The 15,130-nt window shown below is 73.2% G+C and carries 13 protein-coding genes and 1 tRNA gene; 10 read left to right on the top strand and 4 right to left on the bottom strand.

What is annotated here, in order from left to right; genetic code table 11:
• Window positions 1-77: 77 nt before the first annotated feature.
• Window positions 78-2,117 carry a bifunctional glycosyltransferase 87/phosphatase PAP2 family protein gene (locus OG899_RS19100; RefSeq protein WP_168131091.1) on the bottom strand — a complete coding sequence of 680 codons (2,040 nt, stop codon included), beginning with the start codon at window positions 2,115-2,117 and terminating at the stop codon, window positions 78-80.
• 468 nt (window positions 2,118-2,585) lie between these two features.
• On the opposite strand from OG899_RS19100, the gene proP reads away from it, so the two are divergent.
• The 3 genes from proP (at window position 2,586) to OG899_RS19085 (ending at window position 5,388) form a co-directional block, all read left to right on the top strand.
• Complete coding sequence (gene proP, locus OG899_RS19095) at window positions 2,586-3,914, top strand: glycine betaine/L-proline transporter ProP (protein ID WP_308293328.1); 1,329 nt, start codon at window positions 2,586-2,588, stop codon at window positions 3,912-3,914.
• Window positions 3,915-4,094: 180 nt separating this feature from the next.
• The gene (locus tag OG899_RS19090; RefSeq protein ID WP_125496332.1) at window positions 4,095-4,766 is read left to right on the top strand and encodes an O-methyltransferase; all 672 of its coding nucleotides are present in this window, start codon (window positions 4,095-4,097) and stop codon (window positions 4,764-4,766) included.
• Between the two features lie 208 nt (window positions 4,767-4,974).
• The gene (locus tag OG899_RS19085; protein WP_125496333.1) at window positions 4,975-5,388 is read left to right on the top strand and encodes a DUF1992 domain-containing protein; all 414 of its coding nucleotides are present in this window, start codon (window positions 4,975-4,977) and stop codon (window positions 5,386-5,388) included.
• Between the two features lie 25 nt (window positions 5,389-5,413).
• On the opposite strand, the gene OG899_RS19080 is transcribed toward OG899_RS19085, so the two are convergent.
• From OG899_RS19080 to OG899_RS19070, 3 genes are all read right to left on the bottom strand, one after another.
• Window positions 5,414-7,546 carry an MDR family MFS transporter gene (locus tag OG899_RS19080; RefSeq protein ID WP_189427521.1) on the bottom strand — a complete coding sequence of 711 codons (2,133 nt, stop codon included), beginning with the start codon at window positions 7,544-7,546 and terminating at the stop codon, window positions 5,414-5,416.
• A gap of 181 nt (window positions 7,547-7,727) precedes the next feature.
• Complete coding sequence (locus tag OG899_RS19075; protein WP_125496335.1) at window positions 7,728-8,390, bottom strand: HAD-IA family hydrolase; 663 nt, start codon at window positions 8,388-8,390, stop codon at window positions 7,728-7,730.
• A gap of 188 nt (window positions 8,391-8,578) precedes the next feature.
• Window positions 8,579-9,157 carry a TMEM165/GDT1 family protein gene (locus OG899_RS19070; RefSeq protein ID WP_125500828.1) on the bottom strand — a complete coding sequence of 193 codons (579 nt, stop codon included), beginning with the start codon at window positions 9,155-9,157 and terminating at the stop codon, window positions 8,579-8,581.
• Window positions 9,158-9,532: 375 nt separating this feature from the next.
• Here OG899_RS19070 and OG899_RS19065 point away from each other — a divergent pair, with 375 nt between their 5' ends.
• From OG899_RS19065 to OG899_RS19035, 7 genes are all read left to right on the top strand, one after another.
• Entirely contained in the window at window positions 9,533-10,177 is a 645-nt protein-coding gene (locus OG899_RS19065; protein ID WP_168131088.1) for an HNH endonuclease family protein, read from the top strand.
• Between the two features lie 261 nt (window positions 10,178-10,438).
• On the top strand, window positions 10,439-10,918 hold the full coding sequence (locus OG899_RS19060; RefSeq protein ID WP_373296011.1) for a DoxX family protein: 480 nt from the start codon (window positions 10,439-10,441) through the stop codon (window positions 10,916-10,918).
• 182 nt (window positions 10,919-11,100) lie between these two features.
• Window positions 11,101-11,715 carry a VTT domain-containing protein gene (locus OG899_RS19055; protein WP_285876480.1) on the top strand — a complete coding sequence of 205 codons (615 nt, stop codon included), beginning with the start codon at window positions 11,101-11,103 and terminating at the stop codon, window positions 11,713-11,715.
• Window positions 11,716-11,874: 159 nt separating this feature from the next.
• Window positions 11,875-12,228, top strand: a complete 354-nt coding sequence (locus OG899_RS19050) for a hypothetical protein (protein WP_125500825.1) — start codon at window positions 11,875-11,877, stop codon at window positions 12,226-12,228.
• Between the two features lie 81 nt (window positions 12,229-12,309).
• Window positions 12,310-12,384: transfer RNA gene (locus OG899_RS19045), tRNA-Val, on the top strand.
• A gap of 439 nt (window positions 12,385-12,823) precedes the next feature.
• Window positions 12,824-13,591 (top strand): DUF4097 family beta strand repeat-containing protein, encoded by a 768-nt coding sequence (locus tag OG899_RS19040; protein WP_125497559.1) that lies wholly within the window; start codon window positions 12,824-12,826, stop codon window positions 13,589-13,591.
• Between the two features lie 79 nt (window positions 13,592-13,670).
• The gene (locus OG899_RS19035; RefSeq protein WP_125497560.1) at window positions 13,671-15,080 is read left to right on the top strand and encodes a hypothetical protein; all 1,410 of its coding nucleotides are present in this window, start codon (window positions 13,671-13,673) and stop codon (window positions 15,078-15,080) included.
• Window positions 15,081-15,130: the final 50 nt, after the last annotated feature.

The following is a 15,130-nucleotide window of genomic DNA, read 5'->3' as shown; positions in this document are numbered from 1 at the left end:
GCCGCTCACCCTAGAAGAGGCCGACGGTCGTGTCACCGCACCGGGCGCGGCGTGCGGGCGGCGCCGGCGGTTCCGCGTCAGGGCACGGCCGCCCGCGGGCCGGGCTCCGGCTGTTTCGCCGCCGTCGCACGGGGCTCGGCCGAGGCGCGGGGGCCCGAGAGCAGGTAGGTCAGCGCGAAGCCGGCGCCGACGACGGTGGCGCCGCCGACCGCGTCGAGCACCCAGTGGTTGGCGGTGCCGATGATGGCGCAGACGGTGAACAGCGGGTGCAGCAGGCCGAGGACCTTCATCCACCACCGGGACGCGAGCACCGCGACGACCAGGCCGCACCACAGCGACCAGCCGAAGTGCAGCGAGGGCATCGCCGCGTACTGGTTGGTGACGGCGGTCATCGCGCCGTAGTCGGGCTTGGCGAAGTCCTGCACGCCGTGCACGGTGTCGACGAAGTCGAGGCCCGGCATCAGGCGGGGCGGGGCCAGCGGGTACAGCCAGAAGCCGAGCAGGGCCAGGCAGGTGGCGAAGCCGAGAGCGGTGCGGGCCCAGCGGTAGTCGACGGGGCGCCGGACGTAGAGCACGGCCAGGATGGTCAGCGGCACCACGAAGTGGAAGGTCTCGTAGTAGAAGCTGAGGAAGCGGTTCAGCCAGGGCAGACCGACCACGGTGTGGTTGAACCAGTGCTCGATGCCGATGTGCAGGGTCTGCTCGACGGAGTGGATCTGGTGGCCGTGCCGTTCGGCGGTGGCGCGGTCGCTGCGCGCGGCCAGCCGCACCTGCGAGTAGGCCGCGTAGGTGACGCGGATGAGCAGCAGCTCCAGCAGCAGGTTGGGGCGGGTCAGCACGCGCCGCAGGAACGGCACGAGCGGGACGTGCCGCCAGCGGGCCGGGACGGGAGCGGCGTACTCGGTGGGGACGGGCGTGCGGTAGTGCTCCGCCGTGCGGGACAGGAACGGGACGGCGGTCGCGGCGGCCAGCGCGGCCAGCAGCACCAGGTTGTCGCGCAGCGGGTGCAGGGCCGCCATGTTCGGCAGCAGCATCTTCGGCGGCAGGGTCATCACCAGCACCACGGCCACCGGCCAGACGTAACGGTCGGAGGCGCGGCGGCCGGCCCGGCCGACGACGGCGAGCAGCACCCACAGCAGCTGGTGCTGCCAGGCGGTGGGGGCGGCGGCGATCGCGGCGCACCCGGTGACGGCCACGGCGAGCAGCAGCTGCCCGTCGCGGGCGTAGCGCACGGCCCGGCGCAGGCCGAGCACGGCGACGCCGGCGCCGAGCACCAGGTACAGGGCGATCTCCGGCGGGCCGGTCAGGCCCAGGCGCAGCAGGGCGCCGTGCAGGGACTGGTTGGCCAGGGCGTCGGAGGGGCCGCCGAGGCCGGCGCCGGCCACGTGGTGGATCCAGTAGGTGACGGAGTCGTGCGGCATGGCCGCCCAGGCGAGAGCGGTGCACGCGAGGAAGGTCACTGCGGTGGAGGCGGCGGCCCGGCGCCGTTCGGTGCACCACAGCAGCACGGCGAACAGCAGCACGGTCGGCTGCAGCGCGGCGGCCAGGCCGATCAGGGCGCCGCCGGTGCGCTGTCCGCGCACCACGAAGCAGCCGAGCAGCACGAGCAGTACCGGGATGATGCTGGTCTGCCCGAGCCACAGCGCGTTGCGCACCGGCAGCGACAGCATCAGCAGGCTGATCGCGACGGGGGCGGCCAGCAGCGAGGTGCGGCGGCTCACCGGCTGGGGCAGGGCGCGGGCGGCGATCAGTCCGAGGGCGGCCACCAGCAGCAGCGTGCCGAAGGTCCAGCCCCAGCCGAGGGCGTCCTCGGCGGCCCGGGTGAGCGGTTTGAGGACGAGGCCGCCGAAGGGGGTGCCGGTGAACCGGGTGGAGTCGTACAGCGAGCCCTTGACGTGCAGGACGCCGTCGGGTCCGACCCAGGTCTCCAGGTCGGTCAGGCGCCGGGCGGGCGGGGTGGTGAGGACGACGGCCACCTGGCGTATCGCGAGGAGCGCCGTGATCAGCCACAGAGCCAGGCGGGCCGCCTGCAGACGGGCCCTGACCGCCTCGCCGGGTGTCGCAGTCGCCGCCGGGAACGCTCCCGCCGGCTGCCGGCCGTGTTCCGCATCCGCCACGCCTCGTCGGCCTCCCGCCCCGTCCTGCGACCCTGCACGGGTCGTGTCGACCTTGTCTCCCGTACGGCCGCGCGGCGACCTCCTCGAGTCCGCGCGCCTGCAGGGACGCGGACAGCCCCGGCGTCACCTGTCGTCCGCTCGCCTTTCGTCCGGATGACGATAGTGCGCGAGCGCCCCGGTTGCGGTCGTGGGGCGCGACAAGGATCACAGCGGACTTCTGTGGAAGATGGCCGTGAACGGGCTGACGTCCCTGCGTATCCGCCATTTAGCTGCACTATGCAGCCAACTGCGCACGAGACGTAAAGGGCACAACCGGTCGTATGGTCGATTTTCGGCCAGCCTTGCGCCGGTCCGATTCGGCCCGCTCGTCAGCGCCGTCGCGTGGGTCGCGTCCCTGTCCCCGACGAGAGGTAGGCGAGCGAAGTCTTGACGGCCCCCACAGTCACCGCTCCCCGTCCCGTGTCCTCCGTGTCACTCACCAAGTCACCCGCCACCGTCACCGACCCCGCACTCGTGCGGCGCGCCGTGAAGGCCGCCGCACTGGGCAACGCGATGGAGTGGTTCGACTTCGGTGTCTACAGCTACATCGCGGTGACCCTGGGCAAGGTCTTCTTCCCCTCCGGCAACCCCACCGCACAGCTGCTGTCGACCTTCGGCGCCTTCGCGGCGGCATTCCTGGTCCGGCCGCTGGGCGGCATGGTCTTCGGCCCGCTCGGCGACCGCATCGGCCGCCAGAAGGTGCTGGCCCTCACCATGATCATGATGGCCGTCGGCACCTTCGCGATCGGCCTGATCCCGTCGTACGCGACCCTCGGCGTGGGCGCTCCGATCCTGCTGCTGGCCGCCCGGCTGGTGCAGGGCTTCTCCACCGGCGGCGAGTACGCCGGCGCCTCCACCTTCATCGCCGAGTACGCCCCGGACAAGCGGCGCGGCTTCCTCGGCAGCTGGCTGGAGTTCGGCACCCTGGTCGGCTACGTCGGCGGCGCCGGCCTGGTCACCCTGATGACGGCCCTGCTGTCCTCGTCCGAGCTGACGAGCTGGGGCTGGCGCATCCCGTTCCTGATCGCCGGCCCGATGGGCATCATCGGCCTGTATCTGCGCATGCGCCTGGAGGAGACCCCGGCGTTCGCCGCCGAGGCGGAGCGGGCCGAGTCCCAGCGCCCGAAGGTGCCGCTGCGCGAGATGGTCACCGGCCAGTGGAGGGCGATGCTGCTGTGCATGGGCCTGGTGCTGGTCTTCAACGTGACCGACTACATGCTGCTGTCGTACATGCCCAGCTACCTGACCAGTGAGCTGAAGTACGACGAGACCCACGGCCTGCTGGTCGTGCTGGCCGTGATGGTCCTGATGATGATCGTCCAGCCGTTCGCCGGCCTGCTGACCGACCGCGTCGGCCGCCGCCCGGTGATCGCCGCCGGGTGCGCCGGCTTCCTGCTGCTGTCGATCCCGGCACTGCTGCTGATCCGCCAGGGCAGCCTGGTGGCCGTCGGCCTGGGCATGGGCGCGCTGGGTCTGCTGCTGGTGTGCTTCACGGCCGCGATGCCGTCCGCGCTGCCGTCCCTGTTCCCCACCCGGGTCCGCTACGGCTCGCTGTCCATCGGCTTCAACGTCTCCGTCTCGCTGTTCGGCGGCACCACCCCGCTGGTGGTCACCGCGCTGATCGGCGCGACGGGGAACACGATGATGCCCGCCTACTACATGATGGCCGCCGCGGTCATCGGCGGTGCGGCGGTGTGGTTCATGGCGGAGTCCGCGGGACGCCCGCTGCCGGGATCGGGCCCGGCACTGGAGTCCTAGCAGCTCCCCCACCCCTGCGACGGCGGGCGGCCGGCGGCACCTCGGATGCCGCCGGCCGCCCGCGTGCGTGCCGCGCCTCCCTCGATCGGCGGAATTCCCCTGACAGCCCCCCGGCACCTGGCTATATTCCTTAGCGCAGCTAGTTAGAACCCCTAACTAGGCATACGAAAGGCCTGGTGCATGAGCGACGCGCAGCTCTGGGACGACATCGACACCTACTTCACCACCCTGCTCTCACCGGAGGACGAGGCCCTCCGTGCCGCACGGCGCGAGAGCGACGCCGAGGGCCTGCCGCAGATCAACGTCACCGCCAACCAGGGCAAGCTGCTGCAGCTCCTGGCCCTCCTCCAGGGCGCCCGCACCGTCCTGGAGATCGGCACCCTCGGCGGGTACAGCACCATCTGGCTCGCCCGCGCCCTGCCCGAGGACGGCCGCCTGATCACCCTGGAGTACGACGCCCACCACGCGGACGTGGCGCGCCGCAACCTCGCCCGCGCCGGACTGGACCGGATCGCCGAGGTGCGCGTCGGACCGGCCCTGGAGTCGCTGCCCAAGCTCGCCGACGAGAACCCGCCCCCCTTCGACCTGGTCTTCATCGACGCCGACAAGGCCAACAACCGCCCCTACCTGGAATGGGCGCTCCGCCTGACCCGGGGCGGCTCGCTGATCGTCCTGGACAACGTGGTGCGCCACGGCCAGGTGACCGACGCGGCCAGCACCGACCCCTCGGTGCAGGGCACCCGTGCCGCACTGGAACTGATCGCCGAGCATCCGCGGCTGGAGGGCACGGCCATCCAGACGGTGGGCTCCAAGGGGTACGACGGATTCGCCCTGGCCCGCGTGCTGGGCTGACCCGCTGACGGCCGTTCCCGGGGCCGGTGCGAGCAACCCGTCCGGGCGCCCGGGCCCGCACCGGCCTCGCGCCGGCCGGGGCGCCCGGGGCCGCCGGGACGCCCGGGGCGGGGGGGGCGCGCCCGGACGTGTCTCGTTCTCGCGCGCTCCGCTCCCCGGCGGTGCGAGGGCATCGCCCGGGCCCGGGCCGTGCGGGCACAATGAGCCCATGACCGAGCGAAAGCCACCCGGTGTGCCCTTCGAGACCTTTGTCGAGAAGGAGATCCGCGAGGCTCAGCGGCGGGGCGAGTTCGACCGGCTGCCGGGGGCGGGCAAACCGCTGCCGGACGACACGGCCTACGACGAGCTGTGGTGGGTCAAGAAGAAGCTGGCCCGCGAGGGCGTGTCCCTGCTGCCGCCCACGCTCGCCCTGCGCAAGGAGGCCGAGGACGCGCTCGCGGCCGCCTACGCCGCGCCCTCGGAGCAGGAGGTGCGCCGGATCATCGGCGCGATCAACACGAAGATCCTCGACATGATGGTCAAGCCGCCGCCCGGCCCGCCGCTCGGTCTGAAGCGGTACGACGCCGAGGAGGTCGTCGCGGAGTGGCGCAGGCGCCGCGCCCGGCGGACGAGGACCGAGTAGACGCCTGGTCCGCGGCCGGGTCGGGTCAGGTCACGTCCCGCAGCGCCGTGCGCTGCTCCTGCGGGTGTTCCGCGTCCGAGCCGCACAGCTCCGCGGTCAGCTCCTCGACCAGCTGGTCGAGGTCGGTCGGCCGACCGGGGCCCCACCAGTCGCCGAGCAGCTCGGCGAGCGACTCCTGCCGGGCCCGGGCCAGGCGCCCGGCCACCTCGCGGCCCTCGTCGGTCAGCACCAGGTCCAGCCCGCGGCGCACGGCCAGTTGCCGCTCCTCCACCTGCCGGGCGGCTTCCAGGACGACGGTGAGCGGCACCGGCACCTGCGAGGCCAGCAGGGCCGGCTCGACCCGGCCGTACTTCTTGATCCGCAGCAGCAGCCAGCTCGCCGCGGGCAGCAGATCGCACCCGGCGCGCCGGGTGATCGTCCGGTAGATCTCGCGCCGGCCCGCGCGGGTGCCCAGCACGGACAGCGCGCGGCACACCTCGTCGTAGGACGACCGCTGGACCGGGTTGGTGGCGAGCGTCTGGGTGCCGTCGGGGGCGGTCACCGAGCCGCGCAGCGGCTCCTCCTTCAGCAGCCAGGACAGCAGGAAGGCGAGCAGGGCGACCGGGGCGGCGTACAGGAAGACGTCGGTGATGGCGGTGGCGTAGGCGTGCAATGCCGCGGGGCGCAGGGCGGGCGGCAGCAGGTCGATGCCGCGCGGGTCGGACTTCAGGGTGCCGGTGGACACGCCGGGCGGCAGCGTGACGCCCCGGAAGGCGGAGCCCAGCATCTCGCTCAGGCGGCTCGCGAACAGCGCGCCGAAGACCGCGACACCGAAGGAGGCGCCGATGGACCGGAAGAAGGTCGCACCGGAGGTGGCCACGCCCAAATCCTCGTAGCCGACGGTGTTCTGCACGATGAGCACGAGCACCTGCATGACCAGGCCGAGGCCCAGGCCGAAGACGAAGAAGCAGCCGCTGATCTCGGCGGTGGAGCTGTGTTCGTCCAGCTGGTGCAGCAGGAGCAGTCCGACGGTCGTGACGGCGGTGCCCACGACGGGGAACACCTTCCAGCGGCCGGTGCGGCTGACCAGCTGCCCGGAGCCGGTGGACGCCAGCAGCATGCCGAGGACCATCGGCAGCATGTGCACACCGGACAGCGTCGGCGAGATGTCGTGCACGACCTGCAGGAACGTCGGCAGGTAGGTGAGCGCCCCGAACATCGCGAAGCCGATGACGAAGCTGATCACGGCGGACAGGGTGAAGGTGCGGAAGCGGAACAGCTTCAGCGGCAGCACCGGTTCGGCGGCCCGGCGTTCCACGGCCACGAACACCGCGGCGAGCACGACGCCCGCCACCGCCGGCCCGATGATCTGCGGGGAGGCCCACGGCCAGGTGGTGCCGCCGAGCGAGGCGACCAGGACCAGACAGACGGCGACCGAGGCGATCAGCAGCGTGCCCGGGTAGTCGATGACATGGCGCCGGGGGGTGCGCGGCAGATGCAGGGCGGCGGCGATCACGGCGAGGGCGACGATGCCCACGGGGAGGTTGACGTAGAACACCCAGCGCCAGCTCAGGTGCTGGGTGAACAGGCCGCCCAGCAGCGGTCCGAGGACGCTGGTGGTGCCGAAGACCGCGCCGAACAGTCCCTGGTAGCGTCCGCGTTCCCGGGGCGGGACGACGTCCCCGACGATCGCCATGGACAGCACCAGCAGCCCGCCGCCGCCCAGGCCCTGCACCGCGCGGAACGCGATCAGCTGGGACATGTCCTGGGCCATGCCGCACAGCGCCGAGCCGACGAGGAAGAGGACGATCGCGGTCTGGAAGAGCTTCTTGCGGCCGTACTGGTCGCCGAGCTTGCCCCACAGCGGGGTCGCGGCGGTCGAGGCCAGCAGATAGGCGGTGACCACCCAGGACAGATGCTCCAGGCCGCCGAGGTCGCTGACGATGGTGGGCAGCGCGGTGGACACGATGGTCTGGTCGAGCGCGGCCAGCAGCAGGCCGAGCAGCAGCGCGCCGATCGAGACGAGGACATCGCCGGGCACGTGCTCGGGTGGTGCCGGTGCCCGGCCGGGTGGGGGGCCGGCTATGGCCGGTGCGCCGCCGGGCAGGTCACCGCCCGTCCCGGAGCCCGCCGCGCCCGTCGTTTTGGCCCTGGCGTGCCCGTGCCCGTCCGCGGCCATCGCGACCTCCCGGCGCTCATGTCACCTCGTCCACCGCACCCAGTGTGGACCGATATGACCGGAAAGGTCCTCTCGATGTCTGTCGGCATACGGCCATTCCGGGGAGCTTCCGCACTTCCGGAAGGCCCCGGGGCAGGTGCTGCAAGGAGCCGGAGAGGGGCGGCCGGTGGGGCCGGTGACCTCAGCCGACGGTGAGGCGGAGGCGTCCGTCCTCCAGCGTCTCGACGCGCACCTGGGTGAGGTCGCGGACCACGGCGTCGGGGGCGTGGTCGGCGGCCCGGGGGCCCACGCCGATCACCCGCATCCCGGCGGCCCGGCCGGCGGCTATGCCCGCGCCGGAGTCCTCGAAGACGATGCAGTCGGCGGGGGCGACGCCCAGGCCGGCGGCGCCCTTGAGGAAGCCCTCGGGGTCCGGCTTGCTCGCGCCGACGCTCTCGGCGGTGACCCGCACGTCCGGCAGCGACAGCCCCGCGGCGGCCATCCGGGCCGCGGCCAGGGCGGCGTCGGCGGAGGTCACCAGGGCGTGCGGCAGCCCGCGCAGCGAGCCCAGGAACTCCGGCGCACCCGGGACCGGGATCACCCCGTCGGTGTCCGCGGTCTCCTCGGCGAGCATGCGGGCGTTCTCGGCGAGGTTCTCCTCGTGGGACCGGCCGGGCAGCAGCAGCGCCATCGAGGCGTGGCCCTGGCGGCCGTGGACGACCCGCATCACCTCGTCGCCGTCGAGTCCGTGCCGGGCGGCCCAGCGCCGCCAGATGCGTTCGACGACGGCGTCGGAGTTGACGAGGGTGCCGTCCATGTCCAGCAGGAGGGCGCGGGCGGTGAACACGGCGGTGGTGGCCGTCATCGGCAACTCCGTAACGGGGTGAGGGGCGTACGGACGGACCGCGGGAGGAACTCCCCCGACGCCCGCCCGGGGAGCGCGGAGAACAAGGCGGCCCCGCCCGCCGGTCAGGGAAAGCGGGCGGAGGCCACTTTGTTCCTCCACGGTACAAAACGCCCCCGGCATCCTGCCACCCACCCCCGGCCGACCCCTCAGGCCACCGCCTCCCACAGGCTCCACACGCCGAGCGCCAGCATCAGCGCGGCCGCGATCTTGGTGATCAGACCGAGCGGCACCCGCCGCATCAGCGCCTTGCCGCCCACGATGCCGAGGCCGGCCACCGCCCACAGGGCCAGCACCGCACCGATGCCCACCGAGACGGGGTCGTCGTAGCGGGCGGCGAGGTTCGCGGTCATGATCTGGGTGAGGTCGCCGAACTCGGCGACGAGGATGAGCATGAAGCCGGTCCCGGCGACCTTCCAGAAGGACTGGTCCTCGGGCCGGCGGACCTCCTCCTCGTCCTCGCCCTTGTTCCGCAGCAGCATCACCGCGCCGCCGAGGAAGAGCACGCCGGTCACCACGTGCACGATCCGCTGCGGCAGCAGGGTCAGCGCACTGCCCGCCGCCACCGCGAGGGCGACGTGCAGCAGGAAGGCGGCGGCGACACCCGCGAAGACGTACGAGGCGCGGTAGCGCGTGCCGAGGACGAGGCCGGCGAGCGCCGTCTTGTCCGGCAGCTCGGCGAGGAAGACGACGCCGAAGACGAGCGCCAGGACGCTGAGACTGATCACTGTTCCTCAATCGGTCGGGCCACCCGGCCGAGAGTGCTGTGCGCTGGGGTCCAGATCCTCGGCAGGGCAGCGCACGGATCACCCGCACCCGGGGTGCGGGCATGCACTGCTTGCCGAAGGTCTCGCTGGCCGACCGCGACGCGGTCCGCCTCCGGGCGCCGGCTCAGACGGGCTGAGCAGTGTGTCGACGACTCCGGCGAAGAGCTACTCCCCTTCCGCGCCCCCCATCGTACGGGACCGGACTGCGGACCCGTTCTTGTCATGTCATGAACGCGCCATTACCGTCTCACCGCACGCACACCGGCCGGACATGCGATGCCGCGAGCCCCTGCCTGCTCGCACCCCCAACACCCGACCCGTTCATGGGAGTTTCGCATGCCCAAGCGCTACGCGCGTCGACACGCCGGCATACTCGCCGCGCTGACCGCCCTGTTCGCCGGTGTGACATTCCTCAACCCGCCGGCCGCCTCCGCCGCCCTGCCCACCCCGGTCAGCGCCGCCACCGCCCGCAGCTACCTGTCCCAGCTCACGGTCGCCGCCGAGGACCGCACCGGCTACAGCCGCGACCTGTTCCCGCACTGGATCACCATCAGCGGCACCTGCAACACCCGGGAGACCGTCCTCAAGCGCGACGGCAGCAACGTCGTCACCGACTCCTCCTGCGCCGCCACCAGCGGCAGCTGGTACTCGCCCTACGACGGCGCCACCTGGACCGCCGCCTCCGACCTGGACATCGACCACGTGGTGCCGCTCGCCGAGGCCTGGGACTCCGGGGCGAGCAAGTGGACCACGGCCCAGCGCCAGGCCTTCGCCAACGACCTGACGCGCCCGCAGCTCATCGCCGTCACCGACAACGTCAACCAGTCCAAGGGCGACCAGGATCCGGCCACCTGGGTGCCGCCCCGGTCCGCGTACGTGTGCACCTACGTCCGGGCCTGGGTACAGGTGAAGTACTACTACGACCTCTCGGTCGACTCCGCGGAGAAGAGCGCACTGCAGAACTACCTCTCCGCCTGCTGACGCACCGTACGGCGCAGCACCGACGCACCACACAGCGCAGCACTGGGGGCCCGCACGGCGTCCCGCCCCGCGCCACCGGCCGGGGCGGGACGCCGTGCGGGCCCCTGCCGTTGAGAACGCGCCACCGACCGCCTCTCGAACGACCGATTCTTGAACTTGCAAGTACTAGTAAGGCACCCCTAACCTTGGTCACCCGTTCGGACCTGTCTCCGTCCGGCTCCCGCGGCCGGCCGTCCCCCCCCTCCCGAAGGAGACCCCCACATGACCCGTCTGACCGAGCGCCTGACCACTGCCCAGCCCTACGTCCTCGGCCTGTTCCGCGCCGTCGTCGGCCTGGTGTTCACCTGCCACGGGGCCGCCTCGCTGTTCGGCGTGCTCGGCGGCGCCCCGGGCACGCACGGCGGCACGGTCCCCGCCGGGACCTGGCCCACCTGGTACGCGGCCGTGATCCAGCTGGTCTGCGGCGCCCTGGTACTGCTGGGCCTGGCCACGCGCGCCGCCGCCTTCCTCGCCTCCGGCTCCATGGCGTTCGCCTACTTCGACGTGCACCAGCCGACGGCGCTGTGGCCGATCGAGAACGGCGGCGAGCTGCCGGTGCTGTTCTGCTGGTCCTTCCTGCTGCTGGTGTTCACCGGCTCCGGGGCGTTCGCCCTGGACAGACTCCTGGCCCGGCGCGCGGCGGCCGGGGGGCAGCCGGCGGAGCAGTCCCCGGCCGCCGAGCGGTCCCCGGCCGCGGTCTGAGACGGCCGGCGCTCCCGCGACGGCGAGGGGTCAGGACGCACACCTGAGCCCCCGCCGTCTCGTGCGTCACACCGACGGCGTACTCTGAGTGGCTGTTCACAGGCCGCCCCTGCCGCTCCCCCGCACAACGCGGCACGGTCCCGGTCTACGGGGGAGTTCAGGGAGTCCGGGTGCTGGAGAGCATGGCGAGACTGGGGTCGCTCACCGGCACCCCGTGGATGTACGCCGTCGTCGCCCTGTCGGTGCTGCTCGACGTGTTCCTGCCCGTCCTGCCCAGCGGCGTCCTCGTCGTCACCGCGGCCACGGCGGCCGCCGCCGGCTCGGGCGCCGCGACCGGACTCGTCCCGCACGGCATACCCGGCCTGCTCGGCCTGACCCTGTGCGCGGCGACCGCATCGGTCCTCGGCGACCTGGTCGCCTTCCGGCTGGGCCGGCGCGGCGGAGCACGGCTGGACCGCGCCCTCGCCCGCTCCCGCCGCCTGCGCACGGCCCAGGAACGGCTCGGCGCCGCACTGTCCCGGGGCGGCGGCGCCCTCGTGGTCGTCGCACGGTTCGCCCCGGCCGGCCGCTCGGTCGTCTCCTTCGGCGCCGGCGCGGCCTGCCGCCGTGTCCGCGAGTTCCTGCCCTGGTCGGCGCTGGCCGGTCTGGCGTGGGCCGCCTACAGCGTCGTCCTCGGCTATCTCGGCACCCGCTGGTTGGGCGCTGCCTGGCTGGCCACCGGGGTGTCGGTGGCGGCGCTGTTCGCGGCCGGCGCGGGGGCGACGTATCTGATGCGCAGGACCGCCCCCGAGGCCTGAGACCTCGGGCCGCGGCCACCGTGCCGCTCGGCCCCGCGCCGTGGGGCCGACCGGAGGACGGGGCGGCGACAGGCCCGACCGATCCGCGCGTTCCCTCGAACAGATGAACCCGCGTCCGGCATCTCACCTCATCAATTCGAACAGGCGTAGCATTGCCTCGTGGCTACGCCCTATGAGTTCCCGAGTGATCTCCTCGCCGCTCAGGAGGAGTTGCATCAGGTCAGGGCCGAGCTGTCGGCCCTGCTCAAACGGCTGCCGTGGTCGGTGGAGCCGCTGGAGGGGTTCAGCGACGACGGCGGCTGGCGCAAGGTCGAGCGCCCCGCCTCCCCGGGCTGGACCGCCGACGAACAGGCAGAGGTGGAGAAGCTCCGCCGACGCGAGCACGAGCTGGCGGTGTTCATCACCACCCACCGCTTCTGGGACCAGTTCAGCGGCCCGGAGGGCGTCGACGCCCGCCGCGCCCTGAAGCACGCCCACGAGGCATCCGAGGACAAGGAGGCCACGGACGCGTGAGCGGCCGGCCGGCCCTTCGGCTCCGCACCCCACGGGTTTGCGGGACAGCGCCCCCGACAAGGTAGTCTGTCCACTCGTCGCGGGTGCGTAGCTCAGGGGTAGAGCGCCTGCCTTACAAGCAGGATGTCGGCGGTTCGAAACCGTCCGCGCCCACCACACACGAACCTGGCCTGGGCAGGCAGCCCAGGCCAGGAACAGGAGACGGCGAGCCGCACCGGCCGGACACGGCCAGGTGCGGCCTTGTGCATGTCCGGGTCGTCACGCGCTGCGTGTGCGCCGCGGCGACACCTGCCTGTCGAACACCTACAGCACAAAGGCGCGATCCGTCCTGTCGCGCCGCAGTGGACGTCGCCGACCGCCACCGAGGTGAGCGGCTGGAGACGGCGCCGGTGGCCCCGGGGGACACCGGCCCACCGCCACCGTCCGCACCCGCCTCCCCCGACCCACCCCCACCCTCCCCGGGGGTTTCCCCCACCCGGCATCCGGCAGTTCGCCGCATTCTCCGCCCGGGCGGCGCTTCCTACGCTGCCGGTGACCGCATCGCCAGCGGTCGCAAGCACCCGCCGACCGCCGTCCGACCAGGGGGAAGACCGTCATGACCCGCTCCGCTCGTACCCGTGCCGCGCTGGCCTGCGTCGCCGTGGCCCTCGTCGCCACGGCCACCGCCTGCGGCGGCGACGCCGGGGACGACAAGCATCCCGAGCACCGCAGTTTCGCCCTGCACGGGCGGACGCTGACCGTGGACAGCGACAACTCCACGCTGGAGGTCGTCGCCTCCGACGCGGTGAAGGCCGGAACCGTCGAGGTCACCCGCTGGTTCTCCGGCTCGGTGCTCATCGGCACCGACCCGCACGCCACCTGGTCCCTGAAGGACGACCGGCTGGTGCTGCGACTGAAGTGCGCGGGGCTCGTCGCCGACTGCTCCGCCCGGCACCGCGTCGAGGTGCCGCGCGGGGTCCAGGTGAAGGTGGAGGACCGGGACGGCACCGTGCGCGCGCACGGGTTCAAGGACGCCCTGGACATCCGCAGCACCAACGGGACGGTCCGCGTGAGCGACAGCAGCGGCCCGCTCCAGCTGGCCTCGAACAACGGCTCGGTGCGCGCCGAGGTCTCCTCGCGCCGGGTACGGGCCACCACCCGCAACGGCTCGGTGCATCTCGAACTGGCCCAGGTGCCGGACCTCGTGGACGCCCGCTCCGCCAACGGCTCCCTCGGCATCACCCTGCCCCGGGCCGGCTACCGGGTCACCACGGCCACCCGTACCGGCTCCACCCACGTGTCGGTGCCCCGCGACGACGCCGCCCGCCATGTCGTCACCGCGCGCACCACCAACGGATCGATCAAGGTCACGACGGCCGACTGATCACGTGCGTGTGTTCGCCCGGGGCGGGTGGGAGAATGAACTCCACGCAGGGCGGAGACAGCACGGGAGTGAGAAGGACGTGACGGCCACACCGGCGACACCCGGGCACCAGCATGCGCCGAACCCGCCGTTCACGCGGCCCCGGCGCGCCGCACGTCCGGTCGCCTCGGCCGCCCGGGACGTGCTGACCCTGGCGGGTCTGCCCCTGCTGGCCGTGCTGGCGCTGCCCGCCGCGTTCGCCGGCGGCGGGACACGGCGCTGGTTCGGCGGGCGGGCCGAGAGCCAGCGGGCGCAGGCCCAGGAGGCCAAGGACGAGGCCGCCGCCGCGTTCTACGAACTGGACACCGCTCAACGCGATCTGAAGATCTCCGTGGAGACGATCGCGGCCGTCGACGACTCCCCCGCGGCCCGGCAGGCCGTGGCGCAGTTCGAGGCGCTGGGGCGGCGCGTCGACGAGGCGAGCCGGCGGTACATCGAGGCCGTGGACGCCACCGACCTGGACCGCGACGATCTGGAGGCGTCCGCCGCGGCCCGGGCGCGCAGCGCGCTGATCGCCGCCAAGGACGAGCTGCTGACCGTGCGGCGGGACCTGGACCGGTTCGCCGCGGGCCTCGGGCCGCTGCTCAACCGGGCCGAGACCGAACTGGCCCGGGTGGCACCCGCCGTGGAGCGGGCCCGGCAGGCGCTGCGCAGCGCCGGTGAGGCCCTGGACGCGGTGCGCGGCAACGGGTTCCGCGCCGACGACCTGGCCGCCCGACTGGCCGCGTTGGCGCCGGAGTTGACGAAGCTGAACGAGGGCGCGGGCCGGCACGGCGTGCGGCCCACGGTGCAGCGGGCCGAGCGGGTGACGCGCGAGGCGGAGGCGGTCGCCGCGGCGGCCCGGCGGCTGCCGGAGCAGGCCGAGGAGATCGACCGCCGGCTGGTGTCGCTGCGCACCCGGGCGCAGGCGCTGACCACGCGCGCCGGGCAGGTGGAGCCGGTGCTCAGCGAACTGCGGCGCCGGTTCACCGTCGCCTGCTGGCAGGATCTGCAGCACGTGCCGGATCAGGCCGCGCAGAACGTGCGCCGGGCGGAGGAGAAGCTGCTCGAGGCGCGGCAGGCGCGCGAGGAGCAGCGCTGGCCGGACGCGACCGCGCTGCTGTCGACGGTGCGGGCGCTGCTGAACGCCACCGACGAGGCGGTCTCGGCCGCCGGCGACCGGCTGAAGCGGCTGAACGCGGTGCAGAAGGACCCGCAGGCGGAGATCGAACGGACCCGGTTCGCGATCCGTGACGCGCAACGGCTGGCGATGACGGGCCGGACCACGCCCGATCCGCGTCACGCCCGTCCGCTGGACGACTGCGTGGCCCGGCTGGAGCGGGCCGTGACCGGCCTGGAGGCCGGCCCCCACCCCGACTACTGGCACTTCCTGACCGAGACCGAGGCGGTCCGGCAGACCGTGGCGCGGGTCGTCGCGCAGATCCGCGAAGAACGCGGAGCCGGCCGCTGAGGCAGGGGCGCACCGCCCCGGCCCGCCGGCGGCCGGCTCCCGTCGACGGC

Origin of the sequence: Streptomyces thermoviolaceus (assembly GCF_045209695.1) — a bacterium.
GTDB classification, from domain to species: domain Bacteria; phylum Actinomycetota; class Actinomycetes; order Streptomycetales; family Streptomycetaceae; genus Streptomyces; species Streptomyces thermoviolaceus.
This window is presented reverse-complemented; position numbering and strand designations above follow the sequence as displayed.

Bases quoted from the DNA above. Each gene is read 5' to 3' on its own strand.
- OG899_RS19090 (WP_125496332.1), top strand. From the start codon at position 4,095: ATGAGCGACGCGCAGCTCTGGGACGACATCGACACCTACTTCACCACC.
- OG899_RS19080 (WP_189427521.1), bottom strand. From the start codon at position 7,546: ATGGCCGCGGACGGGCACGGGCACGCCAGGGCCAAAACGACGGGCGCG.
- OG899_RS19060 (WP_373296011.1), top strand. From the start codon at position 10,439: ATGACCCGTCTGACCGAGCGCCTGACCACTGCCCAGCCCTACGTCCTC.
- OG899_RS19040 (WP_125497559.1), top strand. From the start codon at position 12,824: ATGACCCGCTCCGCTCGTACCCGTGCCGCGCTGGCCTGCGTCGCCGTG.
- OG899_RS19065 (WP_168131088.1), top strand. From the start codon at position 9,533: ATGCCCAAGCGCTACGCGCGTCGACACGCCGGCATACTCGCCGCGCTG.
- OG899_RS19085 (WP_125496333.1), top strand. From the start codon at position 4,975: ATGACCGAGCGAAAGCCACCCGGTGTGCCCTTCGAGACCTTTGTCGAG.
- OG899_RS19055 (WP_285876480.1), top strand. From the start codon at position 11,101: ATGGCGAGACTGGGGTCGCTCACCGGCACCCCGTGGATGTACGCCGTC.
- OG899_RS19075 (WP_125496335.1), bottom strand. From the start codon at position 8,390: ATGACGGCCACCACCGCCGTGTTCACCGCCCGCGCCCTCCTGCTGGAC.